General features: G+C 67.2%; 21 protein-coding genes. 7 read left to right on the top strand and 14 right to left on the bottom strand.

All coding sequences use genetic code 11. The annotated features are described in order from the left end of the window. The first annotated feature begins 15 nt into the window (after nucleotides 1-15). The 3 genes from trmD to ACZ5MJ_RS13970 all read left to right on the top strand — a co-directional run bounded on the left by trmD (nucleotide 16) and on the right by ACZ5MJ_RS13970 (nucleotide 2,087). Complete coding sequence (trmD, locus tag ACZ5MJ_RS13980) at nucleotides 16-798, top strand: tRNA (guanosine(37)-N1)-methyltransferase TrmD (RefSeq protein WP_464220065.1); 783 nt, start codon at nucleotides 16-18, stop codon at nucleotides 796-798. A 73-nt stretch (nucleotides 799-871) separates the two neighbouring features. Continuing rightward, entirely contained in the window at nucleotides 872-1,264 is a 393-nt protein-coding gene (gene rplS / locus ACZ5MJ_RS13975) for a 50S ribosomal protein L19 (protein ID WP_464220063.1), read from the top strand. 142 nt (nucleotides 1,265-1,406) lie between these two features. After that, the gene (locus tag ACZ5MJ_RS13970) at nucleotides 1,407-2,087 is read left to right on the top strand and encodes a CoA pyrophosphatase (RefSeq protein ID WP_464220062.1); all 681 of its coding nucleotides are present in this window, start codon (nucleotides 1,407-1,409) and stop codon (nucleotides 2,085-2,087) included. A gap of 16 nt (nucleotides 2,088-2,103) precedes the next feature. On the opposite strand, the gene ACZ5MJ_RS13965 is transcribed toward ACZ5MJ_RS13970, so the two are convergent. Beyond that, nucleotides 2,104-2,952: a sulfurtransferase gene (locus tag ACZ5MJ_RS13965; RefSeq protein WP_464220061.1), complete on the bottom strand. Its 849-nt coding sequence runs from the start codon at nucleotides 2,950-2,952 to the stop codon at nucleotides 2,104-2,106. Between the two features lie 195 nt (nucleotides 2,953-3,147). Here ACZ5MJ_RS13965 and dnaE point away from each other — a divergent pair, with 195 nt between their 5' ends. From dnaE to ACZ5MJ_RS13950, 3 genes are all read left to right on the top strand, one after another. Beyond that, nucleotides 3,148-6,660, top strand: a complete 3,513-nt coding sequence (gene dnaE / locus ACZ5MJ_RS13960; RefSeq protein ID WP_464220059.1) for a DNA polymerase III subunit alpha — start codon at nucleotides 3,148-3,150, stop codon at nucleotides 6,658-6,660. Nucleotides 6,661-6,994: 334 nt separating this feature from the next. Beyond that, a complete protein-coding gene (msbA, locus tag ACZ5MJ_RS13955) occupies nucleotides 6,995-8,722 on the top strand; it encodes a lipid A export permease/ATP-binding protein MsbA (protein WP_464223725.1) in 1,728 nt (575 codons plus the stop codon). A gap of 202 nt (nucleotides 8,723-8,924) precedes the next feature. Next, entirely contained in the window at nucleotides 8,925-9,515 is a 591-nt protein-coding gene (locus tag ACZ5MJ_RS13950; protein WP_464220058.1) for a peroxidase-related enzyme, read from the top strand. Nucleotides 9,516-9,549: 34 nt separating this feature from the next. Here the strand turns inward: ACZ5MJ_RS13950 and ACZ5MJ_RS13945 are convergent, their stop codons facing one another. The 9 genes from ACZ5MJ_RS13945 to ACZ5MJ_RS13905 all read right to left on the bottom strand — a co-directional run bounded on the left by ACZ5MJ_RS13945 (nucleotide 9,550) and on the right by ACZ5MJ_RS13905 (nucleotide 17,698). Continuing rightward, nucleotides 9,550-10,056: a hypothetical protein gene (locus tag ACZ5MJ_RS13945; protein WP_464220057.1), complete on the bottom strand. Its 507-nt coding sequence runs from the start codon at nucleotides 10,054-10,056 to the stop codon at nucleotides 9,550-9,552. A 192-nt stretch (nucleotides 10,057-10,248) separates the two neighbouring features. Further along, nucleotides 10,249-11,715, bottom strand: a complete 1,467-nt coding sequence (gene rng, locus ACZ5MJ_RS13940; protein ID WP_464220055.1) for a ribonuclease G — start codon at nucleotides 11,713-11,715, stop codon at nucleotides 10,249-10,251. A gap of 87 nt (nucleotides 11,716-11,802) precedes the next feature. After that, on the bottom strand, nucleotides 11,803-12,417 hold the full coding sequence (locus ACZ5MJ_RS13935) for a Maf family protein (RefSeq protein WP_035822261.1): 615 nt from the start codon (nucleotides 12,415-12,417) through the stop codon (nucleotides 11,803-11,805). Between the two features lie 33 nt (nucleotides 12,418-12,450). Next, the gene (rlmH, locus tag ACZ5MJ_RS13930; protein WP_432259522.1) at nucleotides 12,451-12,930 is read right to left on the bottom strand and encodes a 23S rRNA (pseudouridine(1915)-N(3))-methyltransferase RlmH; all 480 of its coding nucleotides are present in this window, start codon (nucleotides 12,928-12,930) and stop codon (nucleotides 12,451-12,453) included. A 49-nt stretch (nucleotides 12,931-12,979) separates the two neighbouring features. After that, the gene (rsfS, locus tag ACZ5MJ_RS13925) at nucleotides 12,980-13,714 is read right to left on the bottom strand and encodes a ribosome silencing factor (protein WP_464220052.1); all 735 of its coding nucleotides are present in this window, start codon (nucleotides 13,712-13,714) and stop codon (nucleotides 12,980-12,982) included. A 60-nt stretch (nucleotides 13,715-13,774) separates the two neighbouring features. Beyond that, nucleotides 13,775-14,512, bottom strand: a complete 738-nt coding sequence (locus ACZ5MJ_RS13920; protein WP_464220050.1) for a nicotinate-nucleotide adenylyltransferase — start codon at nucleotides 14,510-14,512, stop codon at nucleotides 13,775-13,777. Nucleotides 14,513-14,522: 10 nt separating this feature from the next. Then, nucleotides 14,523-15,434, bottom strand: coding sequence for an oxygen-dependent coproporphyrinogen oxidase (hemF, locus tag ACZ5MJ_RS13915; RefSeq protein ID WP_464220048.1), 912 nt, complete (start codon nucleotides 15,432-15,434; stop codon nucleotides 14,523-14,525). 180 nt (nucleotides 15,435-15,614) lie between these two features. Then, nucleotides 15,615-16,883, bottom strand: coding sequence for a phosphoribosylamine--glycine ligase (gene purD, locus ACZ5MJ_RS13910; RefSeq protein ID WP_432259526.1), 1,269 nt, complete (start codon nucleotides 16,881-16,883; stop codon nucleotides 15,615-15,617). 89 nt (nucleotides 16,884-16,972) lie between these two features. Next, nucleotides 16,973-17,698, bottom strand: coding sequence for a YebC/PmpR family DNA-binding transcriptional regulator (locus tag ACZ5MJ_RS13905; protein WP_464220046.1), 726 nt, complete (start codon nucleotides 17,696-17,698; stop codon nucleotides 16,973-16,975). 218 nt (nucleotides 17,699-17,916) lie between these two features. On the opposite strand from ACZ5MJ_RS13905, the gene ACZ5MJ_RS13900 reads away from it, so the two are divergent. Then, nucleotides 17,917-19,437, top strand: a complete 1,521-nt coding sequence (locus ACZ5MJ_RS13900) for a helicase HerA-like C-terminal domain-containing protein (RefSeq protein WP_464220044.1) — start codon at nucleotides 17,917-17,919, stop codon at nucleotides 19,435-19,437. A gap of 45 nt (nucleotides 19,438-19,482) precedes the next feature. Here the strand turns inward: ACZ5MJ_RS13900 and ACZ5MJ_RS13895 are convergent, their stop codons facing one another. The 4 genes from ACZ5MJ_RS13895 to ACZ5MJ_RS13880 form a co-directional block, all read right to left on the bottom strand. Next, nucleotides 19,483-19,647 carry a DUF3149 domain-containing protein gene (locus ACZ5MJ_RS13895; RefSeq protein ID WP_464220043.1) on the bottom strand — a complete coding sequence of 55 codons (165 nt, stop codon included), beginning with the start codon at nucleotides 19,645-19,647 and terminating at the stop codon, nucleotides 19,483-19,485. A gap of 121 nt (nucleotides 19,648-19,768) precedes the next feature. Further along, on the bottom strand, nucleotides 19,769-20,419 hold the full coding sequence (gene upp / locus ACZ5MJ_RS13890) for a uracil phosphoribosyltransferase (protein ID WP_464220042.1): 651 nt from the start codon (nucleotides 20,417-20,419) through the stop codon (nucleotides 19,769-19,771). A 204-nt stretch (nucleotides 20,420-20,623) separates the two neighbouring features. Beyond that, complete coding sequence (locus ACZ5MJ_RS13885) at nucleotides 20,624-22,024, bottom strand: MFS transporter (protein WP_464220040.1); 1,401 nt, start codon at nucleotides 22,022-22,024, stop codon at nucleotides 20,624-20,626. A gap of 611 nt (nucleotides 22,025-22,635) precedes the next feature. Further along, nucleotides 22,636-25,515 carry a c-type cytochrome gene (locus ACZ5MJ_RS13880; RefSeq protein WP_464223724.1) on the bottom strand — a complete coding sequence of 960 codons (2,880 nt, stop codon included), beginning with the start codon at nucleotides 25,513-25,515 and terminating at the stop codon, nucleotides 22,636-22,638.

The raw sequence follows: 25,515 nt of genomic DNA, 5'->3' as shown, positions 1-25,515 counted from the left end.
GATGGGAGAGAGCGGATGCAGTTCGATGTGATCACGCTGTTTCCCGAGATGTTTCGCGCGCTGACCGACTGGGGTATTACCAGCCGGGCGGCCAAGCAGCAGCGGTATGCGTTGCGCACCTGGAATCCGCGTGATTTCACGGTCGACAACTACCGCACCATCGATGATCGTCCCTATGGCGGTGGCCCTGGCATGGTGATGCTGGCCAAGCCGCTGGATGACGCGATCGATGCCGCGGCGGCGGCGCAGGCGCAAGCCGGCGTGCCAAAACCGCATGTGGTGCTGATGTCGCCGCAGGGCAAGACGCTGTCGCATGCCAGGGTCATGGAACTGGCCGAACGGCCGGGACTGGTGCTGCTGTGCGGCAGGTACGAGGCCATCGACCAGCGGCTGATCGACCGCCGCGTGGACGAGGAAATCAGCCTCGGCGACTTTGTGCTGTCAGGCGGCGAACTGCCGGCGATGGCGCTGATCGACGCCGTGGTGCGGCACTTGCCCGGCGTGCTGGGTGACGCGCAGTCGGCGGTGCAGGACAGCTTTGTCAACGGCCTGCTGGATTGCCCGCACTACACGCGGCCGGAAGAATATGAAGGCGTGCGGGTCCCCGACATCCTGCTCGGGGGCCATCACGCCGAGATCGAGAAATGGCGGCGCCAGCAGGCGCTGGCCAATACCGCGAGCAAGCGCCCCGACCTGATCGAGGCCGCCCGCGAACAAGGTTTGCTGACCCGTGCCGACGAGAAATTCCTGTCGGAACGGGCGGCGAAGGAAGGGCGGGGGGGAACTCCCGCCAGGTAAAACCCCATCCTCTGCCGGGGCCCAGGCTATGCCTGGGGCATACAACGCCGGCACGATGGTTACGGAGAAAACGATGAACATCATCGAGCAGATCGAGAAAGAAGAGATCGCGCGCCTGACCGCGAACAAGACCATCCCCGCATTCGCGCCTGGCGACACCGTGATCGTCAACGTGAACGTGGTTGAAGGTAACCGCAAGCGCGTGCAGGCCTACGAAGGCGTCGTGATTGCCAAGCGCAACCGCGGCCTGAACTCGTCTTTCATCGTGCGCAAGATTTCGTCGGGTGAAGGCGTGGAGCGTACGTTCCAGCTGTACTCGCCGCTGATCGCCGGCATCGAAGTGAAGCGCCGCGGCGACGTCCGTCGCGCGAAGCTGTACTACCTGCGCCAGCGTTCGGGCAAGTCCGCACGTATTAAGGAAAAGCTGGTGTCGAAGGCTGCTGTCGCCGCCAAGGCTGCACAGTAAGCTGGACATGCCGGCCGGGGCGACCCGGCCAGCGTTTCCTCAGGAAGGGCACCCCAGGGTGCCCTTTTTGCATGGCACGGTGGCAGGGCGGCGGATTTTGCTGCGGCGCCAGAACGCGCACTTCTGTCATACTTGCAACGTTATGCGTCCTGCTTTCGACCCCGAATCCCTTCCTGTCATCGACACCGACCTGCGCAATGGCGCGCTGAGCATGCCGCGCCTGCAGGTCGACTTTATCCGGCACCGCTTCGAGGCGCCGCCAGCCTGGGCGCCTGAGCTGACCGATGAATCGCGCGTCTACGACCGCAGCCGCGGGCTGCGCGATGCTGCCGTGCTGGTGCCGCTGGTGGAGCGGCGCGACGGCCTGACGGTGCTGCTGACGCAGCGCAATGCCAACCTGAGCGCGCATGCCGGGCAGATCAGTTTCCCGGGCGGGCGGCAGGAGTCCTGGGATGCCAACCGCATCGACACGGCGCTGCGCGAGACGGAAGAAGAGGTGGGGCTGGCGCGCGACTATGTCGAAGTGCTGGGGGCGCTGCCGGACTACATCACCGGCACCGGCTTCCATGTGAGCCCGGTGGTGGGGCTGGTGCGCGACGGCTTCACGCTGCGTCCGGATGCCTCGGAAGTTGCCGACGTCTTCGAAGTGCCGCTGGCCTTCCTGATGGACCCGTCCCACCATGAGCGGCGCCTGTTCCGCTGGGTCGACGGCGAACGGGTGTTCTACGCCATGCCGTATCCGCGCGAGAACGGCGGCCAGCGCTTTATCTGGGGCGCCACCGCGGGCATGCTGCGCAATCTCTACCACCTGCTGGCGGCCTGAGCCGCCGCCGTCATTCTCAGGCAGCCGCCTGGTCCTTGCCGCCGATGCAGTGGGGGCAGCTCGTGCCAACCACGTAGTGCGGGCTTTGCTGCTCTTCGGGCGTGACCACGGCGCGGCAGGCAAAGCACTGCCTGGGGCCGGCGGGCTCCAGGTTGGGATTCAGCGCGGTGCGGTAATCGAAGACAAAGCAGTCGCCGCGATAGTGGCTGCCGCCGACCTCTTCGAAATACTTCAGGATGCCGCCCTCGAGCTGGTACACACGCTCGATGCCGACTTCCTGCATATGGATCGCCGCCTTTTCGCAGCGGATCCCGCCGGTGCAGAACGACACCACGGTCTTGCCTGCCAGTTCCGCCTTGTGGGCCGCGACCGCATCGGGAAATTCGCTGAACTTGGCGATGTCGTACTCGACCGCGTCCTCGAACGTGCCGACCGCCACCTCGAAATCATTGCGCGTATCGAGCATCACCACCGGGCGGCCCTCGTCGTCGTGCCCCTGGTCCAGCCAGCGCTTCAGGTCGGCCGGCCGCACTGACGGCGCGCGGCCTTCCTCGGGGCGGATCAGCGGCATCTTCATGGTGATGATTTCCTTCTTGGCACGCACCAGCATGCGCTTGAAGGGCTGGTGCTCCGACAGGCTTTCCTTGGGCGCGATATCGGCAAAGCGCGCATCGGCATGCAGCCACGCCATGAAGCCGTCGATGGCCGCGCGCGGCCCGGCTAGGAACATGTTGATGCCTTCCGGCGCGAGCAGGATCGTGCCCTTCAGGCCGGCCGCTTCGCAGCGCTCGCGCATGGCCGGGCGCAGGGTCTCGATGTCGTCCAGCGAGACGAATTTGTAAGCGGAAATATTGACGATCTGCATGGGAGACTGCGCCTGCGCGGCCGCGTCCGGAAGGGCGCCGACGGCTTGCGATAACTGCCTGATTGGAAAGGCGAAATTATAGCGCGCGCGGACGGCTCCTGCGGCGCATTCCCAAGCACCCCGATCAGCCTTGCGCCGCGGCCTGCACGCAATATCGGGGGCATGCCCGCGGGCTGAGCCGGTACAATGTCGCCCATGTCCGCACCCCGCTTCGTACACCTCCGCCTGCATTCCGAATACTCCATCGTGGACGGCATCGTCCGCCTCGATGATGCCGTCAAGGCTGCCGCCGCCGATGGCATGGGCGCGCTCGCCCTGACGGACCTCGCCAACGCCTTCGGGCTGATCCGTTACTACAAGGAGGCGCGCGGCAAGGGCGTGAAGCCGGTGGTCGGTGCCGACATCTGGCTCACCAACGCCGAGGACCGTGACAAGCCCGCGCGCCTGCTCCTGCTGGTGCAGGACCGCCGCGGCTACCTGAACCTGTGCATGCTGCTGTCGCGCGCGTGGCTGGGCAACCAGCACCGCGGCCGCGCCGAGATCGATCCGGCCTGGTTCCTGGAGCCGGGCGAGGACGACCTGCCGCTGGCGACCGGCCTGATCGCGCTGTCGGGCGCGATGGGCGGCGAGATCGGCATGGCGCTGGCCAACGGCAACGCCGAAGGCGCGCGCCGCGCCGCGCAGCACTGGGCGGCGGTATTCCCGCAGCGCTTCTACATCGAACTGCAGCGCGCCGGCCTCGCCGGCACCGATGCCTACGTGCAGCAGGCCGTGCAGCTGGCGGCGGAACTGCAGCTGCCGGTGGTGGCCACGCACCCGGTGCAGTTCATGACGCCGGACGACTACACCGCGCACGAAGCCCGCGTGTGCATCGCCGAGGGCGAGCTGCTGGCCAATCCGCGCCGCACCCGGCGCTTTACCACCGACCAGTACTTCAAGACCCAGGACGAGATGTGCGCGCTGTTCGCGGACATCCCCTCGGCGCTGGAGAACGCGGTCGAGATCGCGCGCCGCTGCAACCTGACGCTGGAACTGGGCAAGCCGCGCCTGCCGCTGTTCCCGACCCCGGACGGCATGTCGCTGGACGACTACCTCGTCTACATGGCCAAGGACGGCCTGGAAAAGCGCATGGCGGTGCTGTTCCCCGACGAGGCGGTGCGCGAGGCCAAGCGCCCGGAATACTACGCACGGCTGGAGTTCGAGACCGGCACCATCATCAAGATGGGCTTCCCCGGCTACTTCCTGATCGTGGCGGACTTTATCAACTGGGCCAAGAACAACGGCGTGCCGGTGGGCCCGGGCCGGGGTTCGGGCGCCGGTTCGCTGGTGGCCTATGCGCTGGGCATTACCGACCTCGACCCGCTCAAGTATGCGCTGCTGTTCGAGCGTTTCCTGAACCCGGAACGGGTCTCGATGCCCGACTTCGATATCGACTTTTGCCAGCACGGGCGCGATCGCGTGATCACGTACGTGAAGGAGAAGTACGGCAAGGACGCGGTATCGCAGATCGCCACCTTCGGCACCATGGCGGCCAAGGCCGCGGTGCGCGACGTGGGCCGCGTGCTCGACCTGGGCTATGGCTTTGTCGACGGCATCGCCAAGCTGATCCCGTTCAAGCCGGGCAAGCTGGTCACCATCGAAGAGGCCAAGAAGGAAGAGCCGCTGCTGACCGAGCGCGAAAGCAACGAGGAAGAAGTGCGCCAGCTGCTGGAGCTGGCGCAGCGCGTGGAAGGCATGACGCGTAACGTCGGCATGCACGCCGGCGGCGTGCTGATCGCGCCCGGCAGGCTGACCGACTTCTGCCCGCTGTACACGCAGGGCGCGCAGAACGACGGCATGAGCGGCGTGGTCAGCCAGTACGACAAGGACGACGTCGAGGCCGCCGGCCTGGTTAAGTTCGACTTTCTGGGCCTGACCACGCTGACCATCCTGGACTGGGCCGAGCGCTATATCCGGCGCCTGGACCCGAGCAAGGCAGACTGGAACTGCAGCCATATCCCGCTTGACGACGGCCCCGCCTTCGACATCCTGAAGACGGCCAACACGGTCGCCGTGTTCCAGCTGGAAAGCCGCGGCATGCAGGGCATGCTCAAGGACGCCAAGCCTGACCGCTTCGAGGACATCATCGCGCTGGTGGCGCTGTACCGCCCGGGCCCGATGGACCTGATCCCCAGCTTCTGCGCGCGCAAGCACGGCCGCGAGAAGGTCGAGTACCCCGATCCGCGCGTCGAGCCTGTCCTGAAAGAGACCTACGGCATCATGGTCTACCAGGAGCAGGTGATGCAGATGGCGCAGATCATCGGCGGCTACTCGCTTGGCGGCGCCGACCTGCTGCGCCGCGCCATGGGCAAGAAGAAGCCCGAGGAAATGGCGCAGCACCGCGTCATGTTCCGCGAAGGCGCCGACAAGAACGGCCTTTCCGCGCAGCAGGCCGACGACATCTTCGACCTGATGGAGAAGTTCGCGGGCTACGGCTTCAACAAGTCGCACGCGGCCGCCTACGCGCTGCTGGCGTACTACACCGCCTGGCTCAAGGCCCATCACCCGGCCGAATTCATGGCAGCCAACATGTCGCTGGCCATGGACGACACCGACAAGGTCAAGATCCTCTACGAGGACTGCAAGCTCAACAAGATCGCGGTGCTGCCGCCGGATGTGAACGCCAGCGAATACCGCTTTGCGCCGACCGACCCCAAGACCATTCGCTATGGCCTGGGCGGCATCAAGGGCAGCGGCCAGGGCGCCATCGAAGACATCCTGCGCGCACGCGAGGAGCGCCCGTTCACCGACCTGTTCGATTTTTGCGAGCGCGTCGATCGCCGCCAGGTCAACCGCCGCACCATGGAGGCCCTGATCCGCGCCGGCGCCTTCGACAGCCTGAACGACAACCGCGCCCAACTGCTGGCATCGGTGCCGATCGCCATGGAGGCCGCCGAGCAGAAGGCCGAATCCGCCAACCAGGTGTCGCTGTTCGACCTGATGGGCGATGCCGGCGAAGCGCACCGTCCCGAGCTGCTCGACGAGCCGCGCTGGAGCCCCAAGCGCACGCTGCAGGAAGAGAAGCAGGCGCTTGGCTACTACTTCTCCGGCCACCTGTTCGACGCCTACCGCGACGAGGTCCGCCGCTTCAACAAGGGCACGCTGGCCGCGCTGGAAAAGGAAGTACAGGGCAACGGCGGCGGTTTCGGCCGCGACGTGCGCGGCAAGACCATCGCCGGTGTGATCAGCGGCATCCGCACGCAGATGACCCAGCGCGGCAAGATGCTGATCGTGACCCTGGACGACGGCACCGGGCTGGTCGAGATGACCGTGTTCAACGAGCTCTTCGACGCCAACCGGCAAATGTTCCGCGAGGACGAGCTGCTGATTGCCACGGGCAATGCGCGCCACGATACGTTCACGGGCGGGGTCAGGTTCACCGCCGAGTCGGTGATGGACCTGGTGGCCGCCCGGGTCAGGTTTGCCAGCGCGGTGCGGCTGTCGATGAATGGCAATTCGTCGACCGGGATGCTGCGCGAGTTGCTGATGCCGCACCTGGCCCGGGCCAGCGGTGTGCAAGGGCTGCCGGTGCGGATCCGCTACGAGGCCAGGGCGGCCTGCTGCGAGGCCATGCTGGGCCAGGACTGGCAGGTGGTGCCGTCGGACGAAGCGCTGACCGCGCTGCGGCAGGTGCTGTCGCCGGACAGCGTCAGTACGGTCTACGACTGAACCACGCCGGCGGTTGCTCCGGGCGGCGTTCGTGGCAGTCAGGCCCAATCCACTATAATCGCGTGTTCGCGCCAGGACACGCTTTCGAGGCATGGCCCGATATTGTGAACTTCTGGCAATGATGACGGCCGGGATGCTTGCAGGGCGCCCCGGGCACCGGGCCCGGTAACGTCATGCATGCCACCCTCCGGTTCCGGTCCTCGGACCTGTCCTCCAGGTAGCCTGGCAGATGCGGCCAGGCTAGCCCCGGGCCGGGAAGCCGCCCCCAGACATAAGACACTCAGTGACCACATCCAAACCGCCCATTTCGCCGGGTTCCGCCATACCGTCCAGCATGGCCAGCCGGCTCTGGTCTTACCTGCGCCCCGAACTGCGCATCTTCATCGGCGCGATCCTTGCCATGGCGGTCGTGGCGGCCAGCGAGGGGGTGATTCCCAAGGTCGTCAACGACATCCTCGACAAAGGGTTTGGCAGCAACTACGCCGGCACGCTGTGGCATGTTCCCGCCATCCTGACCGGCGTGGCGCTGATCCGTGGCGTGGCGCAGTTCGTTTCCGGGTACTTGCTGAACCTGATGTCGAACCGCGTGCTGCTGAAAATGCGGCTGCAGATGTTCGAGCGCCTGCTGCAGGCGCCGGCATCGTTCTACCACCGCAATACGGCGGCCTCGCTGATCAACGCGGTGATCTTCGAGGTCAACCAGGTGCTGCAGATCCTCACCAGCGTCTTTATCACGCTAGTGCGCGATTCGCTGACGGTGGTCGCGTTGCTGATCTACCTGTTCTATACGAACTGGCGCCTGACCCTGATCGTTGCGGTGATCCTGCCGGTGATCGGCTACCTGATGTCGAAGATCAACCGCCGGCTGCGCAAGCTCAACCGCGAGCACCAGACCTTTACCAACAACGCCGCCTATGTCGTGGAAGAGGCCGTGGGCGGCTACAAGGTGGTCAAGCTGCACGGCGGCGAGACCTATGAGCTGGGCCGCTTCCGCACCATGGCGGAACGGCTGAAGAGCTATTCGATGCGCATGGCGGTCGCCGGCGGGCTGAACCAGCCGGTCACGGCCTTCCTCGCCGCGCTGGCGCTGTCGGTGATCATCACCATCGCGATGGTGCAGGCGCAGGCCAACCAGACCACGGTGGGCGGGTTCACCGGCTTCGTCATGGCGATGCTGCTGCTGATCTCGCCGCTCAAGCACCTGACCGATATCAACCAGCCGCTCACGCGCGGGATCACCGCGGCCGAGATGATCTTCCGGCTGATCGACGAGCCGGTCGAGCCGCAGGGCGGCGGCAAGCCGCTGAGCCGCGCCCGCGGTGAACTGGCCTTCGAGCGTGTCGGCTTCCGCTATGGCGACACACCGCGCGCCGCGCTGGAGGGCATAGACCTGCGCGTCAGCCCGGGCGAGGTGGTAGCGCTGGTCGGCCCCTCGGGTAGCGGCAAGACCACCCTGGTCAACCTGGTGCCGCGCTTTTTCGACCCGACACACGGGCGTATCCTGCTCGACGGCACCTCGCTTGCCGACCTGTCGCTGAAGGACCTGCGCAACCAGATTGCCTTTGTCAGCCAGGATGTGGTGCTGTTCAACGACACCGTGGCGGCCAACGTGGCCTACGGGGCGCATTCCGAGCGTGAGATCGACATGGCCCGCGTCGAGCGTGCGCTGGCGGCGGCCTATCTGACGGAGACGGTGAAGGGCCTGCCCGAGGGCGTCCAGACCAATATCGGCGACAACGGCATGAAGCTGTCCGGCGGCCAGCGCCAGCGGCTGGCGATCGCCCGCGCGCTGTACAAGGACGCGCCGATCCTGATCCTGGACGAGGCGACTTCGGCACTGGACTCGGAATCGGAGCGCCAGGTGCAGGCGGCGCTGGAAGAGCTGATGAAGGGCAGGACCACGCTGGTGATCGCGCACCGTCTGTCGACGATCGAGAACGCCGACCGCATCGCCGTGCTGGATCACGGCCGCCTGGCCGAACTGGGCACGCATGCGGAACTGCTGGCCGCCAACGGCCTTTATGCGGGCCTGCACAGGATCCAGTTCGCCATCCACGAGTAAGACAACGCGGGGCAATGTTGCGGCGATGGGCCAGCGTGATACGCCGGCCCATTTTCGTTCCGGCCGGCGTGAACCGTGCCGCGGCGCATAGGTGGCATCGCACGGCTGGAACAAAAACCGGCCGGCGGCGATCCGGTAAGATCGGAACGGTCGGAACGATAAGAAGACCAGGGCCCGACCCGCAATCCAACCGGAGACCATCATGTCAGACACGGCATTCCCCATCAGCCGCTACCCCATCCCCGCGCTGGCCGACCTCCCCGACGATATCCGCGCGCGTATCCTGGAAGTCCAGGAAAAAGCCGGCTTCGTCCCCAACGTGTTCCTGGCGCTGGCGCACCGTCCCGATGAATTCCGCGCGTTCTTCGCCTATCACGATGCGCTGATGCTCAAGGACGGCGGCCTGACCAAGGGTGAGCGCGAAATGATCGTGGTGGCCACTTCCGGCTTCAACCAGTGCCTGTACTGCGTGGTGGCGCATGGGGCGATCCTGCGCATCTACGAGAAGAAGCCGCTGGTGGCGGACCAGGTCGCGGTGAACTACCTGAAGGCGGATATCCCGCCGCGCCAGCGCGCGATGCTCGACTTTGCGATGAAGGTCTGCAAGGCGTCGCATGAAGTGGGTGACGCCGACTTCGCTGCGCTGCGCGCGCACGGGTTCTCCGAGGAGGATGCCTGGGACATTGCCGCGATCACGGCGTTCTTCGGCCTGTCGAACCGGATGGCCAACACCATCAGCATGCGCCCGAACGACGAGTTCTACCTGATGGGCCGGGTGCCCAAGGCAAAGTAGCGGCAAAGCAGCGGCAAAGCAGCGCTGCAGGGGCTCAGCGCACCTCGGCGCAGGCTCCGCTCTTGGGATCGAACAGCACCGGCCACGCCTGCTCGTAGATGCCCGGCGTGCAGTGCTTCTCGCAGCGGGCATGGGCCAGCGTCACGCGGCGCGGGTCCTGCCACACCAGCAGCTTGCACTGGCTGCCGTCGATGGCCTGCAGTTCGATGTGCGGGGTCTCGCGGACCTGGCGGAACTCGGCCAGGTTGAATTCGCAACTGCCGCGCCGCGATACCCACAGCTTCCATTTCAGCGCGCGCACCTCGTTGGCCCTGACGTCCATCAGCGCGTCTTCGCGAAAGCCGTCTTCCTCGGTGCGCTTGCAGACGCCGGCAAGATTGATGGTCTTGGGCGCGATAGGCGTGGCGCGCTCCTTGGGCGCCTCGGGCGCTTCGCCTTTCGCCTGGGGTGGCGGTCCGGTGCGCCTGGCGATCGGCAATGGCGCGCACGCCACCGACAACAGCAGGGCCAGCAGACAGGCCCCTTGATTCGTGGCGTTCATGCCGGACTCCTCGCTTGCCGACCGGCCGCGCCGCACCTTGCACAGGGCAGGGGCGACAAGCCGGGCGCGGCATCCGGGCGGACGCCGCTGACTACATTGGCTTAGTTATAGCGGATCGCCACTGGAATAGGACTAGGGCCATCCCCGAGTCCATGGGGACGGCATGCAGGCGCCGTCAGGCGCTGACATCGCTCACATCAGGATGATGTCGTATTGCTCCTGGTGGAATGTCGATTCCACCTGCAGCGAAATCGGCTTGCCGATGAAGTCGCCAAGCATCGCCAGATGCTGGCTTTCTTCTTCCAGGAACAGGTCGATCACTTCCTGAGAGGCCAGGATGCGGAACTCGCGCGGATTGAACTGGCGCGATTCGCGCATGATCTCGCGCAGGATGTCGTAGCACACCGTGCGCGGCGTCTTGACCTGGCCCTTGCCCTGGCAGACCGGGCATTGTTCGCACAGCACGTGCGCCAGCGACTCGCGCGTGCGCTTGCGCGTCATCTCGACCAGGCCGAGCTGCGAGAAGCTGTTGACGGTGATGCGGGTGCGGTCGCGCGAGAGCGCGCGCTTCAGTTCGGACAGTACCGCGTCACGGTGCTCGGCGTTTTCCATATCGATGAAATCGATGATGATGATGCCGCCGAGGTTGCGCAGCCGCAGTTGCCGCGCGATGGTGTGCGCCGCCTCCAGGTTGGTCTTGAAGATGGTGTCGTCGAAGTTGCGCGCACCCACGTAGCCGCCGGTGTTGACGTCGATGGTCGTCATCGCCTCGGTCTGGTCGATCATCAGGTAGCCGCCGGACTTCAGGTCCACCCGGCGCGACAGCGCCTTCTCGATCTCGGCGTCGATATTGAACAGGTCGAAGATCGGGCGCTCGCCGGTGTAGTGCGACAGCCGCGGCAGCACCGCCGGGGTGTATTCCTTGGCGAACTCCAGCAGCATCTGGTAGTTCTCGCGCGAATCGATCTGGATTACGCCGGTGGCGTCATTGATGAAGTCGCGCAGCACGCGCTGGGCCAGGTTCAGGTCCTGGTAGAGCAGGTTGGGCGCGGGCAGGGTGGTGGCGTTCTGGCGGATCGTGCCCCAGATCTTGCGCAGGTAGGCAATGTCGTTGCCGAGTTCCTCGTCGGTCGCTTCCTCGGCGATGGTGCGCACGATAAAGCCGCCGCGCTCGTCGGCGGGCACCAGGCCCTGCACGCGGCTGCGCAGCGCCTCGCGGTCCACTTCGCCCTCGATGCGCTGCGAGATGCCGATATGCGGGTCCTGCGGCAGGTACACCAGGGTGCGCCCGGCGATGCTCACCTGCGTGGACAGCCGCGCGCCCTTGGTGCCAATCGGGTCCTTGATCACCTGCACCATCAGCGCCTGGCCTTCGAACAGGGTCTTCTCGATGGCCTGCTGCGGGGTGGAATTGTTGCGGTCGGCGTCGCGCGGATGCCAGATGTCGGCCACGTGCAGGAAGGCGGCGCGCTCCAGGCCGATGTCGATAAAGGCCGATTGCATGCCAGGCAGCACGCGTACCACCTTGCCCAGGTAGATATTGCCGACCAGCCCGCGCGTCAGCGTGCGTTCGACATGCAGTTCCTGGACGGCGGCCTGCTGCACGATGGCGACGCGGGTCTCTTGGGGCGTGATGTTGACGAGGATGTCTTCAGTCATAGCGGGTGAAACGCGTCACCGGTGGCCCGGCTGTATAGGGTGGCCCGGCGCGGGGGCCGGGTCTTGTCTGGGCACGGAAGGCGCGGCTCAGAACTGCAGATGGGCCTGCCGAAGTAACGCCGCCGTCTCAAACAAGGGCAAGCCCATGATACCTGAATAGCTGCCAGCGATCCGTTCCACGAACTCGGCCGCGCGGCCCTGGATGCCGTAGGCGCCGGCCTTGCCAAGCGGCTCGCCGCTGGCGACATAGCGCTCGATCTCGGCGGGCTGCATGGGGCGGAAGGTGACTTCGGAAATCGACAGCGCATGCCGCATGCCTGTGGTCGACACGATGGTCACGGCGGTCAGGACGCGGTGGGTGCTGCCCGAGAGCGCGCCCAGCATGGCCGCGGCATCGGCGCCGTCGGCGGGTTTGCCCAGGATGCGGCCACCGAGGCAGACCGTGGTGTCCGAGGTCAGCACCGGCGCATCGGGCAGCGCGCGGCGTTCGCGGCGGCGCAGCGCGGCTTCGGCCTTCAGTGCGCACACGCGCTGGACGTAGTCGTCGGGGGTTTCGCCGGGCTGGACCGCCTCGAGCGCTTCGGCATCCTCGTCGTCATCGGCCAGCAGCAGTTCGTAGCGCACGCCGAGCTGGGTCAGCAGCTCGCGGCGGCGCGGGCTCTGGGAGGCGAGGTAAAGATAGTCGTGCAGGGTGTCGGGCATCGCGGCGGAGGGGCCTTCCGGCGACAGCCGGGATCAGGCCCGATGATAGGGGTGGTTCTGCGTGACGGACCAGGCGCGGTACAGCTGCTCGGCCAGCAGCACGCGCACCATGCCGTGCGGCAGGGTCAGGCTGGACAGCCGGATCAGCGTGCTGGCGCGGGCTTTCAGGGCCGGTTCGAGCCCGTCGGCGCCGCCGATCAGGAAGGCCACGTCGCCGCCCTCGCGCTGCCAGTCGGTCAGCTGCGCGGCCAGTTGCACGGTGGTGAAGTCGCGGCCGCGCTCATCCAGCGCCACGATGCGGCACTGCTTCGACAGCGAGCCCAGCACCGCCTCGATGCGCGCGGCTTCACGCTGCATCACGGTGGCGGCGTTGTTGCTGGACGAGCGGGTTTCGGGCTTGACCTCGCGCAGTTCGATGCGCAGCTCGGGCGGCATGCGCTTGGCGTACTCGCTGAAGCCGGTTTCGATCCAGCCGGGCATCTTGTGGCCGACGGCCACGATCACCAGTTGCATTTGGGGCTGTCATGCTGCACGGCCGCCCGGGGCGGCCGCGCGCCGGGAATCAGGCCGAGCGCGTGGTGCGCTTGCTCGGCGCCTTCTTGGCTGCGGCGGTCTTGCTCGGCGCCTTCTTGGCCGCGGTCTTGGTTGCAGTCTTGGTCGCGGTCTTGCGCGCGGTGGTGCCGGCGGCGGTCTTGCGCGGCGCGGCGGCGCGGGTGCCGGCGGTCTTGGTGGCTGCCGTCTTGGTCGCGGCCTTGCGGGCCGGCTTGCGGATGGTGGCGATGGCGTCCGCGTCGGTGTCCTCATGGCCCATCGGCGGCGACGGCTCCTTCATGCCTTCGGGCAGGCGGGCCAGTGCGGGGCGCAGGTTGCTGGCGCGGCGCACGGTGCGCACCGGGGCTTCGTCTTCATCATCGTCCATCGGCTCGCTGGCCTTGGCCAGGCCGCGGGTGCCGGTGGCCAGCTTCATGCGCACCGGCTTGTCGCCCCAGATTTCTTCCAGGTTGTAGTACAGGCGCAACTGCGGCTGCAGGATGTGGACCACGGCATCGCCGCAATCGACCAGCACCCATTCGCCGGTTTCCAGGCCCTCGACCGCCACGATATGGCCGCCGGCCTCCTTCACCGTATCCCGCACCGACGCTGCCAGCGCCTTGGTCTGGCGGTTGGATGTCCCGCTGGCGATCACCACCCGGTCGAACAGCTCGGTCAGGTGGCTGGTGTCGTACACCTTGATGTCCTGCGCTTTGACATCCTCGAGGCCGTCGACGATGGCGCGTTGCAGTTTACGAATATCCATGGTGTCTTCTTGTTCAGCTGAGATCGGTTGGGGGTGGGCGCCGGGATGGGTCAGCCCCGGTCATGCCCTGGCCGGGGCGTTGCGGTACAGCCCGTGGCTGGCGATGTAGTGTGCCACGCCGGGCGGCAGTTGGTCATCTGCCGGCTGGCCGGCTGCCAGCCGCTGGCGCAGATGGGTGGAAGACAGGTCGACGGCGAGCGTCTGGTCGATCCACATCCGGCCGGAGGGCGTGCATTGTATCAGGTGCGTGTCGGCCTGGCGCTCGGCCAGTGCTGCCAGCACCGGACCCTCCAGCGTTGCCAGCGCAAAGCGCGGCCGTGTGGCAGTGCACAAGTGCACATGCTCGAACAGTTCCTGCCAGCCGTGCCAGGTGTGCAGGCGCAGCAGCTGGTCGGCCCCCATCAGCCAGCACAGCGAGGCCTCGGGGCCGTATTCGGCGCGCAGCTGGCGCACGGTGTCGATGGTGTAGCTGGGGCCGGCGCGGTCCACTTCCATGCGGCTCACGCGGACCCTGGCGCCGCTGTCGCCGAGCGCCGCGGCGGCCAGTTCGGTCATGGCCAGGCGGTCGAGGGCTGGCGTCACGTCGTCGCCTTTCTGCCACGACTGGCCGGTGGGGATCCACACCAGCTCGTCCAGCGCGAGGTGTTCGATGCATAGCCGCGCCAGCGCCAGGTGGCCGACATGGGGTGGATCAAAAGTGCCGCCGAGGATACCCAGGCGATAGGGGCGAACGGCTTGAGCCTGGGGCGGTTCGCCGCCGTTGGCAGCGGGCTTGCGGTGTTGCGCAGGATTGGCCATAGGTCAGCCGTCAGGCCCAGTCGCGCGCCGGCAGGAAATCGGAGTACAGCGCCGCTTCGGCGCTGCCCGCTTCCGGTTGCCAGTCATAGCGCCAGGTCACCTGCGGCGGCATCGACATCAGGATGGATTCGGCGCGTCCGCCCGACTGCAGGCCGAACAGCGTGCCGCGGTCGAACACGAGGTTGAACTCGACGTAGCGCCCGCGCCGGTAGGCCTGGAAGGCCCGCTCGCGTTCGCCGTAGGGGGTGTCCTTGCGCGCCTGCAGGATCGGCAGGTAGGCCTCCAGGAAGGCGTCGCCGACCGCTTGCATCATGGCAAAGCTGCGCTCGAAGCCCAGCGCCGAGAAATCGTCGAAGAAGATCCCGCCCACGCCGCGCGCTTCGTTGCGGTGGCGCAGGAAGAAATACTCGTCGCACCACTGCTTGAAGCGCGGGTACAGGTCGTCCCCGTAGGGCGCCAGCGCCTGCTTGCAGGTGCGGTGGAAGTGCGTGCAGTCGCCGGTGTCGCCGTAGTAAGGCGTCAGGTCCATGCCGCCGCCGAACCACCAGACCGGTTCCGCCCCCGGCTTGACCGCCAGGAAGCAGCGCACGTTCATGTGGACCGTGGGCACGTAGGGATTGCGCGGGTGGAACACCAGCGACACGCCCGTGGCCTCGAAGCTGCGCCCGGCCAGTTCCGGCCGGTTGGCCGTGGCCGACGGCGGCAGGGTGTCGCCGCTGACGTGCGAGAAGCCCACGCCGGCGCGCTCCATCACCGCGCCGCCTTCCAGGATGCGGGTGCGGCCGCTGCCGCGCAGGCGTTCGGCGGGCGGTTTTTCCCAGGCGTCGGTCAGGAACGGCTGGCCGTCGATGGCACCGATGGCATCGGTGATGCGGTCTTGCAGACCGAGCAGATAGGCACGGACTGCCTGGGAATCGATCATGGTTGGCGGAAAGCGGATGGACCGGGCTGGGGGCGGCCCGGCAACCTTGCCGGCTGCCGGGTGCGTCACAGCGTTGTCACGATTGTACCGGCTGGGGCCGCGGGCGGGTCGCGCAGGTCCAAAGCAGGCCGGCAAGGCGGGTTGGCCATGCCGGTCGGGAGGGGCATTTCCCGGACAGGATCAGCGCTTGATGGCGCGGTAGCCGATGTCGGTCCGGTACTGCATGCCGTCGAAACGGATCTGCTCGACCGCGGCATAGGCGGCGCGCTGCGCGGCCTTGACGGTGTCGGCCAGGCCGACCACGCACAGCACGCGCCCGCCCGAGGTCAGCAGGGTGCCGTCCTTGAGCGTGGTGCCGGCGTGGAAGGTCACGCTGTCGTCGGTCTCCGCCGGGATGCCGGTGATGGCATCGCCTTTGCGCGGGCTGTCGGGGTAGCCGTAGGCGGCCATCACCACGCCCAGCGCGGTGCGGCGGTCCCAGTCCAGCTCGATGCTGTCGAGCTTGCCGTTGACGGCATGCTCCATCACATCGACCAGGTCGGTCTTCAGGCGCGCCAGGATCGGCTGGGTTTCAGGGTCGCCCATGCGGCAGTTGAATTCCAGCGTCTTGGGGTTGCCGTCCTTGTCGATCATCAGGCCGGCATACAGGAAGCCGGTGTACGGGATGCCGTCCTTTTCCATGCCGCGCACGGTCGGCAGGATGATCTCGCGCAGCGCGCGCGCATGCAGCGCGGGCGTGACCACCGGTGCGGGCGAATACGCGCCCATGCCGCCGGTGTTGGGGCCGGCGTCGGCATCCAGCAGGCGCTTGTGGTCCTGGCTGGTGGCCAGCGCCAGCACGTTCTTGCCGTCGACCAGCACGATGAAGCTGGCTTCCTCGCCATCCAGGAACTCTTCGATCACCACGCGCGCGCCGGCGTCGCCCAGCTTGTTGTCGGCCAGCATCATGTCGACCGCCTGGTGCGCTTCTTCCAGCGACATCGCCACCACCACGCCCTTGCCCGCGGCCAGGCCGTCGGCCTTGATCACGATCGGCGCGCCCTGGGCATCGATATAGGCATGGGCCTGGGTGGCGTCGGAGAAGGTCTGGTAGGCGGCGGTCGGGATGCCGTGGCGCTGCATGAACGCCTTGGCGAAGTCCTTGGACGATTCCAGCTGCGCGGCGGCCTGGGTGGGCCCGAAGATGCGCAGGCCCTTGGCGCGGAAGATGTCGACGATGCCGGCGGCCAGCGGGGCCTCGGGGCCGACCACGGTGAAGGCCACGCCCTCGCGCTCGGCAAAGGCGGCGATGACCTCGGGGTCGGTCAGCGGAACATTCTGCAGGCGCTTGTCGAGCGCGGTCCCGCCGTTGCCCGGCGCGACATACACCACCTGCACCTTGGGGGACTGGGCCAATTTCCAGGCCAACGCGTGTTCACGTCCACCCGAGCCGACAACCAATACTTTCATGATCCACTGCCAGAAAAGAAACGCATGCAAAAAGCGGCAGCTTGGATCTGTGGAGCCGGGCTGCCGCCGAGGGGGCTTGTTACTCTGTTTTAGTCTTCGATCACTGCGTTGGTGAAGACTTCCTGCACGTCGTCCAGGTTTTCCAGGGCGTCGAGCAGTTTCTGCATCTTGACCGCGTCGTCGCCGCTGAAGCTGACTTCGTTCTGCGGTTTCATCACCACGTCGGCCACTTCCGCCTTGAAGCCGGCGGCTTCCAGCGCAGCCTTGACCGCCGGGAAATCGTTGGGCGGGCAGGTGACTTCGATCGAGCCGTCGTCGTTGGTGACGACATCGTCGGCGCCGGCTTCCAGCGCGGCTTCCATCAGCTTGTCTTCGGGCGTGCCGGGGGCAAACAGGAACTGGCCGCAGTGGGTGAACATGAACGCCACCGAACCCTCGTTGCCCATGTTGCCGCCGTGCTTGGAGAACGCATGGCGCACTTCGGCCACGGTGCGGGTGCGGTTGTCGGTCAGGCAGTCGACGATGATCGCCGCGCCGGCCAGGCCGTAGCCCTCGTAGCGGATTTCTTCGTAGTTGGCGCCTTCCATGCCGCCCACGCCGCGCTGGATCGCGCGCTGGATGTTGTCCTTGGGCATGTTGGCGTCCATGGCCTTGTCGATCGACAGGCGCAGGCGCGGGTTGGAGTCGACATCACCGCCGCCAAGCTTGGCGGCCACGGTGATTTCCTTGATCAGGCGGGTCCAGATCTTGCCGCGCTTGGCGTCAGCGGCGGCTTTCTTGTGTTTGATATTGGCCCATTTCGAGTGACCGGCCATGATTCTCTCCGAAGCGGAATGCGGTGATCTGCGGTGATGTTGTGCGGGGTCGCCATGCGCGCCGTGGCCGGGGCAGCAAAGCCCTCGGACAGCGCGCGCCAGGTGACGGATATGCCTGGCGGCTGGCTATAATCAGCCCAGGATTTTATCACGCGGGCCTGCCCGCGCCGCCCGGATCCGCCAGATCCCACCAGACGCATACGGAACCCACGAATATCATGGCCGACCCCATCCTCATCGCCAAGAACGCCGAACATGAACTGGTGCTGCTGCCGCAGATGGGCAACCGGCACGGGCTGATCACCGGCGCCACGGGTACCGGCAAGACCGTCACGCTGCAGACGCTGGCGCAGGGTTTCTCGCGCCTGGGGGTCCCGGTCTTCATGGCGGACGTCAAAGGTGACCTCACCGGCATTTCCCAGGCCGGCCAGCCGTCCGACAAGCTCAAGCAGCGCCTGGCCGAACTGAACCTGCCGGAGCCGGCATGGGGCGCGTGCCCGACCACGCTGTGGGACGTTTTCGGCGAAAAGGGCCACCCGGTGCGGGCCACGGTCTCGCACATGGGCCCGCTGCTGCTGTCGCGCATGCTGGAGCTGAACGACACCCAGCAGGGCGTGTTGAACCTGGTGTTCCGCATTGCCGACGCCAACGGCCTCTTGCTGCTCGATGCCAAGGACCTGCGCGCGATGCTGCAATACGTGGGGGACAACGCCGCGCAGTTCACCACCGAATACGGCAATATCTCGGCCGCCTCGATCGGCGCGATCCAGCGCGGGCTGATCGCCCTGGAATCGCAGGGCGCGGACGTGTTCTTCGGCGAGCCGATGCTGAACCTGGAAGACTTCATCCAGACCGAGCAGGGCCAGGGCGTGGTCAATATCCTGGCTGCCGACAAGCTGATGAACGCGCCACGGCTGTACGCCACCTTCCTGCTGTGGATGCTGTCCGAACTGTTCGAGAAGCTGCCCGAGGCCGGCGACCTGGACAAGCCCAAGCTAGTGTTCTTCTTCGACGAGGCCCACCTGCTCTTCAACGATGCGCCCAAGGCGCTGCTCGACAAGATCGAGCAGGTGGTGCGGCTGGTGCGCTCCAAGGGCGTGGGCGTGTACTTCGTCACGCAGAACCCAGTCGATATCCCCGACACCGTGCTGGGCCAGCTGGGCAACCGCGTGCAGCATGCGCTGCGCGCGTTTACCCCGCGCGACCAGAAGGCGGTCAAGGTGGCGGCCACCACCATGCGCGCCAACCCAAAGCTGGACCTGGAAACCGCCATCGGCGAACTGGGCGTGGGCGAGGCGCTGGTGTCGTGCCTCGACGCCAAGGGCACGCCCTGCGTGACCGAGCGCGCCTGGGTGCTGGCACCGGGCAGCCGCATCGGGCCGGCCACGGAAGACGAGCGCAAGCAGCTGATCGCCAACTCGCTGGTGGCGGGCACCTATGAGAAGACCATTGACCGCGAATCCGCCTATGAAAAGCTGCGCGGCAATGCGGCGGCGGGCGGCAATGGCAAGGGCGCTGGCAGCGCGCCGGCGGGGCAGCCCGCGGGTGAGCAGGGCAGCGGCTGGCTGGGAACGGCTGGCGAGATCCTCGGCACGCTGACCAAGGGCACCGGCAAGACCGGCCGCGGCGATTCGATCCTGGAATCGATGGCCAAGTCGGCCGCGCGCACGGTGGGCTCGCAGGTCGGCCGCGAGCTGATTCGCGGGGTGCTGGGGAGCCTGCTGGGCAAGAAGAAGTAAAAGACCCGGATTGACAGAAAGGGCCGCGCGATGCGGCTTTTTTTTTTAGCGGCGCTGCACCGGTTGCTGCGCCTTGGCGGCCGCCGCGTCCTCGCGCATCTTGCGCGCGAACAAGCGCGCGAAGAACCAGCCCATGCCGATGATGAAGACGATCACGCCCAGGCTCATCAGGCCGGTGCTGGTGCTGAACAGAATCTTGATGGCTTCCATGGTTGGCTCCCTGTGAGTTGACGGCATGTGCCGGCGGAGAACCGCCAGCGCCTGCCGTCAGTGTAGGGAGCCACGGCGCGCGGCCTATTGAGGCCGGTCAAGCCCGCGCAAGGCCCGGGACTCAGTTCTTGGTGCCGAACAGCCGGTCACCCGCATCGCCCAGGCCTGGCACGATATAGGCATCGCCGTCCAGGTGGCTGTCCAGCGAGGCGACAAACAGCTTCACGCCCGGATGCGCCTTCTGGAACACTTCCACGCCCTCCGGGGCCGCCACCAGCGCGACGAAGGTGATGGCCTCGTCCTTGACGCCACGGCGCTTGAGCACTTCCACCGCGTGCGCGGCGGAATAGCCCGTGGCCACCATCGGATCGCACAGGATGAAGCTGCGGTCTTCCAGCGCGGGCAGGCGCACCAGGTATTCCACCGGGCGGTGCTGCTCGTCGCGGTACACGCCGATATGGCCGATGCGCGCCGACGGGATCAGCTCGACCAGGCCGTCGCTCATGCCCACGCCCGCGCGCAGCACCGGCACGATGGTCAGCTTCTTGCCGGCGATCACCGGGGCGTCCAGCTCCACCAGCGGCGTTTCGATGCGGCGCGTGGTCAGGGGCAGGTTGCGGGTGATCTCGTAGCCCATCAGCAGCGTGATCTCGCGCAGCAGTTCGCGGAAGGTGCGCGTCGACGTTTCCTTGTCGCGCATGTGCGAAAGCTTGTGCTGGATCAGCGGGTGGTCGAGGATGAACAGGTTGGGAAAGCGCGGATCTTGTTTCATGGCTGGCGGCGAGAGCTCGGCGGGATAGGGACAAGCGGGTGAGGCGGGCGGCGAGGTCGGGTGGACCAGCGCGCCGCGCCGTTGCAGCCGGATTGTAATGGAAGCCGGCCGCCCTGCCTGTGGCCCTGCGAAACCCACCAGGCCAGCGCCATCGGCGGGCCCCCCGACTGCTGGGACCGCCGACGGACTCGATGGTGCTGTGCTCTAGTCCAGCGCGCGGTTCTTCGACTCGATATCCACCATGAAGATGGCGATCGCCGCCACGGCAAGAAATGACGAAAGCAGCGCCAGGGCCAGGGTGAACTGGCTGGCCATGATCGGTGCAATGATGGAAGGCGCGAAGAGGCCACCAAAGCGTGCCATCGCACCGGCAGTGCCCATCCCGCTGGCCCGCAGATCCGTCGGATACACCTCAGGCGTGAAGGCATAGAGAGCGCCCCAGGTACCGAGCAGCGAGAAGCTCATCAGCAGGGTCGAGCCGACCACCAGCGCAGTGGACTGGCCCAGGCTGTAGAGCATGCAGCCTGCCGCGCTAAGCAGCAGGAAGCCGATCAGGGTCGGCTTGCGGCCCCAGCGCTCGACGCCGTGCGCGGCCAGCGCGAACCCGGGCAGCTGGACCAGCGCGAGCAGGATCAGGAAGACCTGGCCACGCATGAAGCCAAAGCCCTGTCCAGCCAGCTTCACCGGCAGATAAACGAAGACGCCGTAGTAGGCGATCGAGATCAATGCCCAGGCGGCCAGCAGGCAGATGGTGCGGCGCCGGCATCCGGCCTCGAACAGCGCAAAGACCGACTTGCGCTCCATCTGCTGCGGCTCCAGGTGGCCAATTTCCACGGCAACGCGATTGGCGGTGGCGACACGCTGAAGCACCGCGCGCGCCTCGGCCGAGCGTCCCGATTTATTCAGGTAGAGCGGAGACTCGGGAACAAAGAACCGGAAGACCACGCCGACCAGGGCGGGGACGCCCGTGACGAGGAAGATCAGCCGCCAGGCACCATCGCCTCGCGACACGGCGATCAGCGCAAGAATGGCGAGCAGGATCGTGCCGACGGCCCAGAACGACTCCAGCAGGACCAGCCAGCGGCCGCGCCGGTCCGACGGCAGGAACTCGGCCATCATGGTGTAGTCGACCGGCAGGGTGCCGCCGACGCCGATGCCGGTCAGGAAGCGCAGCAACAGCAGCCACTGGAAGTCCGGTGCGAAAGCGGAAGCGACACCGCAGATGGCGTCGATGACCACCGCGATCATCAGCACCGGCCGGCGGCCGATCCGGTCTGCAAGCCGGCCGAACACGAACGCGCCGATCAGCATGCCGACAAAGAACATGGTCCCGGTCTGCAAGGCCGCCGGTACGGGAATGCCGAATGTCGCCGCGATCGACGGCGCGGTGAATCCGATCGACAGAACCTGCATCGCGTCAGCGAGCCAGACCAGGCCGAATATGACAAAGAGCCGATACTGGAAGCGGCCGACGCCGGCGGCGCGGATACCTTGCTCGATCGTGATGGTTTGCGACGACGCTGCCCGCGCGCTGGGCTGCGGGGCCGAGCCTAGCGTTGCTTCCGGGATTGTCGATGTTGCCATGGATGAAATTGATGACGACATGTTGTCTACCTGTCTTTATAGGCTGGTTCTTGAACTCGGGCGCACACGTTTATCGAAGCAGGGCCAGACGGTACTGACCGATGCGCGATGCCATCGCACCGCCTTGCAACGAAACGTGGTGACTACTCCAATCTGGCGAGACTAGAACTGACCCGGTAGCACGCTCGCAACACCTGCTTGGTACTGATACGACATAGTCACTCCTGGTTGTCTACCCTTGGTTGGTCCAGGCCCGGTCTCCCGGTCGGCGCTGCGGTGGACTATGCAAGCCCCGGGCCAGCGCTTCCGGTGATGTAAAGGGCCAATCTTCTGGTTTTGTTGTCTCGTCCGCCGTTTGCGGCGCGCCGTCCTTGTGCGGGGAGGCACCGCTGCGTGCCATGCGGCACTCATGTAGTGCGCACTACATGATCGTTCAGCGTAAGCTACATGAAACTGGCGGGCAAGGCCGAATTGCGTTTTCCCTCCTCGGGGTTTTCCCGCGCGTGGCGCGCCTGGCGCCGGCGTGGGGGTGCACGTCTCCCTGCCCGGTGGCGAAGCGCCTTGCCAGGCACGGCTTATGTGCGGTCAGCGTGGATCCGGAGGGCGCGGCGAGCCGGCCCCGCGGGTTTGCGTTAGTTCTGGTGGGCAGGCATCGCGCGCAAGCGTGCGACGGTGGTCTCCAGGTCCTGCCAGGCGGCTTTGTCGGGCGCAAAGCGCGCGCGCAGGTACTGCGCCAGCTGCGCGATCTGCTGGTCGTCGAGCGTGTCGGCATAGGCCGGCATGGCACCCAGTTCACTGTTGGGCGGCGCCGGCATGCCTTGCAGCAGCACCTGGATCACATTGTCCGGCAGCTTGCTGTGCAGGTTCGTATTGAGCGCGAGCGAAGGCTTGACGCCGAACTGGGCGATGCCCTGGTCCGCCTGGTGGCAGACCGCGCAGGCGCTCTGGTACAGGCGTTCGCCGGGGCCGCCCAGCGTGCGCGCGGCCTGCGCGCTGCGTTGCTCGATCTGCGCTGCCTGTGCGGCCAGGACTGTCGGCGCGGGCGGTGGCGTGCCGAACGAGGCCACGTAGTGCGCGATCGCGCGCACGTCGGCTTCAGGCAGTTGCGCCAGCTCTTCGACCACCGGTGCCATCGGCCCTGCCGCGGCGCCATGGTGCGGCGCGTAGCCGCCGCGCAGGTAGGTGAACAGCGCCGCTTCGGTCCAGGGCACCGGCGCATGCGACAGCGCGCTCAGCGCCGGCGCCTCCCAGCCTTCGGCGCTGCCGCCGCTCAGGTACTGGCGGCCGCCTTGCTCGCCACCGAGCGCGTTGCGCGGCGAATGGCAGGCGCTGCAGTGGCCCAGCCCTTCGGCCAGGTAGGCGCCGCGATTCCATTGCGCCGAGCGCGACGGGTCCGGCGTGAAGCGTTCATTGCGATGGAACAGCAGGTTCCAGCCGGCCAGCAGCGGGCGCATGTTGAAGGGGAACGCGAGCTGCGTCCGCGGCGCCTCGGATTTCACCGGCTCCGCCGACATCAGGTAGCCATACAGCGCCTGCATGTCGCCATCGCTGATCTTCGCGAATGCGGTGTACGGGAACGCGGGATACAAGCGCCGCCCGTCGCGGTGGATGCCCTCGCGCATGGCGCGGTCGAACGCGGCGAAGGACCAATTGCCGATGCCGGTCTGCGCATCGGGCGTGATGTTGGTGCTGTAGACCGTGCCGAAGGGCGTCTCCAGCGCCAGGCCGCCGGCGTTCTTCACGCCGCCCGGCGCGGTATGGCATACCGCACAGTCGCCCGCGGCGGCCACCAGCCGGCCGCGTTCGAGCGTGGCGGCGGAATAGAAGCCGGTCTCGGGCGGCGCCACCGGTGCGATCGGTGCGCGCCACGGCAGCAGCGTGGCGCACACGCCTGCCGCGGCAGCAGCGGCAGCGGCGATCCAGCCGCGCTTCTTGCGCTGGTTGCCGGGCTTCGACTCGTCCAGCGCCAGGCGGATGCGATCGGCGCTGAAGGGCGGGGTGCGCAGGCGCACGCCGGTGGCGTCGTAGATGGCATTGGCCACGGCCGCGGCGGCGGGCAGGGTGTCGGTCGGCCCCGCTGCCAGCGTGTCATGGGTGGCCAGCGCGCCGGCCAGGCGGATTTCCGGCAGCACGTTGCCTGGCACGGCTGGCAGCGTCTGGCTGGCAGGTTGTGCCTCGGACGGCCAGGTGTCGAAAATCGACGTGGCCGACGTCAGCTGCAGCGCGGCATCGGCCACGGCCTGCTCCAGCGAGCGCGTGGCTGGCGCGACTTGCGGACGAGGCAGCGATTCGCTGTCATGCCCCACGGTCACGCGTGTGACCGCCAGCTCGCCGGTGGTGCCGTCGACTTCGACCTCGGCCACCCATGCGGACCAGCTCTGGCCCGCGTCGTGGTCGATGGTATGGGCATAGGCAAAGCCCCGGCCGCGCTGCACATTGCCGGCACCTGTGTTGGCGCGCGGCGCAGCCGGCGTCCAGCCCGCGCGCTCGGCCACTTGCCGCACCAGTGCCGTGCCGCGCGCATCGTCGAGATGCGCCAGCCGCAGTGCGACCGGGTCGGTGCCGGAGGCGGCGGCAAGCTCGTCGAGATGGGATTCCCGCGCGAACACCTGTGCCCGGGCGGTCGGCAGCGGCGCGGCATCGAATGCGGCGGCGTTGCCTGCCGCAGCCAGTTCGACATGCGGGATGCGATACGGCGGCATGGCGGCATCGCTTGCGTGGCCGGCATCGATGCCGTCCGCCACCGGCGATGCCGTATGCGTGAGCCACAGCGCCAGCGGCACGGCCGGGGCAGCGGTGCCTGCCAGCGTTGCGGCGTAGGCGTCGATGGCGGCACCGGCCCGCGCGGTGTCGACGCCTACATCGAGCGCGGCATCGGCAAGGCCCACGTCGGCGGCACAGAGCCGGCGCATCACGGGCAGTCCGGTGGCATGGGCCATCAGCGCAGCGTCGGCGGCGGCGTGCGGCGCGAGCAGCGCGGGATCCGCGCTGTCGTCGGGTGCCTGCCAGCCGACCAGCGCCACCTGTTGCGGTGCAATGCCCAGCAGCGCGGCAAGCTCGGCGCGCAGCGCGCCGGGGCGTGTGCTCGGCAGCCACACGGTCAGCCTGCCGTCGCGCCAGTCGGCGACCGCAGTGCAATACACCGCGCTGCGGGTGCCGGCCAGTGGCCACTGGTAGTGCTGCGTCTGACGCGCATCGGCGCTGGCCAGCACGGCATTGGCGTTGCCGCGCCGAGCCAGTGCGCGGCGCGCTACCGGCGCGTCGTCCGCGCGGGGCGGGGCGGACCAGCGTACCTGCAGCACACGGCATGCGCTGGCAGCGTGTGCGGTCGAATCCGCCGCCACGCCGGCAAAGTTGTTGCGGATGACGACCGCGCGCACGCCCGGCAGCGCCAGCGCGGCTTCGCGGTCGGCGCCCAGCAGGCGCGCCGCCAGCGGCTTGCCATCGATCCAGCGCAGGCCGGGCGGTGTCTGCACCTGGGCCACCAGGCAGTCGGCGGCGGGCGGCGGCAT

Source organism: Cupriavidus sp. LA-1 (assembly GCF_055385985.1).
Note: the sequence above shows the minus strand (reverse complement) of the source record. Positions and strands in the feature narration are given on the sequence as shown.

What these genes read in the sequence shown, in the direction of transcription:
- trmD (WP_464220065.1), top strand. Translation starts at nt 16, where the DNA reads ATGCAGTTCGATGTGATCACGCTGTTTCCCGAGATGTTTCGCGCGCTG.
- rplS (WP_464220063.1), top strand. Translation starts at nt 872, where the DNA reads ATGAACATCATCGAGCAGATCGAGAAAGAAGAGATCGCGCGCCTGACC.
- ACZ5MJ_RS13970 (WP_464220062.1), top strand. Translation starts at nt 1,407, where the DNA reads ATGCGTCCTGCTTTCGACCCCGAATCCCTTCCTGTCATCGACACCGAC.
- ACZ5MJ_RS13965 (WP_464220061.1), bottom strand. Translation starts at nt 2,952, where the DNA reads ATGCAGATCGTCAATATTTCCGCTTACAAATTCGTCTCGCTGGACGAC.
- dnaE (WP_464220059.1), top strand. Translation starts at nt 3,148, where the DNA reads ATGTCCGCACCCCGCTTCGTACACCTCCGCCTGCATTCCGAATACTCC.
- msbA (WP_464223725.1), top strand. Translation starts at nt 6,995, where the DNA reads ATGGCCAGCCGGCTCTGGTCTTACCTGCGCCCCGAACTGCGCATCTTC.
- ACZ5MJ_RS13950 (WP_464220058.1), top strand. Translation starts at nt 8,925, where the DNA reads ATGTCAGACACGGCATTCCCCATCAGCCGCTACCCCATCCCCGCGCTG.
- ACZ5MJ_RS13945 (WP_464220057.1), bottom strand. Translation starts at nt 10,056, where the DNA reads ATGAACGCCACGAATCAAGGGGCCTGTCTGCTGGCCCTGCTGTTGTCG.
- rng (WP_464220055.1), bottom strand. Translation starts at nt 11,715, where the DNA reads ATGACTGAAGACATCCTCGTCAACATCACGCCCCAAGAGACCCGCGTC.
- ACZ5MJ_RS13935 (WP_035822261.1), bottom strand. Translation starts at nt 12,417, where the DNA reads ATGCCCGACACCCTGCACGACTATCTTTACCTCGCCTCCCAGAGCCCG.
- rlmH (WP_432259522.1), bottom strand. Translation starts at nt 12,930, where the DNA reads ATGCAACTGGTGATCGTGGCCGTCGGCCACAAGATGCCCGGCTGGATC.
- rsfS (WP_464220052.1), bottom strand. Translation starts at nt 13,714, where the DNA reads ATGGATATTCGTAAACTGCAACGCGCCATCGTCGACGGCCTCGAGGAT.
- ACZ5MJ_RS13920 (WP_464220050.1), bottom strand. Translation starts at nt 14,512, where the DNA reads ATGGCCAATCCTGCGCAACACCGCAAGCCCGCTGCCAACGGCGGCGAA.
- hemF (WP_464220048.1), bottom strand. Translation starts at nt 15,434, where the DNA reads ATGATCGATTCCCAGGCAGTCCGTGCCTATCTGCTCGGTCTGCAAGAC.
- purD (WP_432259526.1), bottom strand. Translation starts at nt 16,883, where the DNA reads ATGAAAGTATTGGTTGTCGGCTCGGGTGGACGTGAACACGCGTTGGCC.
- ACZ5MJ_RS13905 (WP_464220046.1), bottom strand. Translation starts at nt 17,698, where the DNA reads ATGGCCGGTCACTCGAAATGGGCCAATATCAAACACAAGAAAGCCGCC.
- ACZ5MJ_RS13900 (WP_464220044.1), top strand. Translation starts at nt 17,917, where the DNA reads ATGGCCGACCCCATCCTCATCGCCAAGAACGCCGAACATGAACTGGTG.
- ACZ5MJ_RS13895 (WP_464220043.1), bottom strand. Translation starts at nt 19,647, where the DNA reads ATGGAAGCCATCAAGATTCTGTTCAGCACCAGCACCGGCCTGATGAGC.
- upp (WP_464220042.1), bottom strand. Translation starts at nt 20,419, where the DNA reads ATGAAACAAGATCCGCGCTTTCCCAACCTGTTCATCCTCGACCACCCG.
- ACZ5MJ_RS13885 (WP_464220040.1), bottom strand. Translation starts at nt 22,024, where the DNA reads ATGTCGTCATCAATTTCATCCATGGCAACATCGACAATCCCGGAAGCA.
- ACZ5MJ_RS13880 (WP_464223724.1), bottom strand. Translation starts at nt 25,515, where the DNA reads ATGCCGCCGCCCGCCGCCGACTGCCTGGTGGCCCAGGTGCAGACACCG.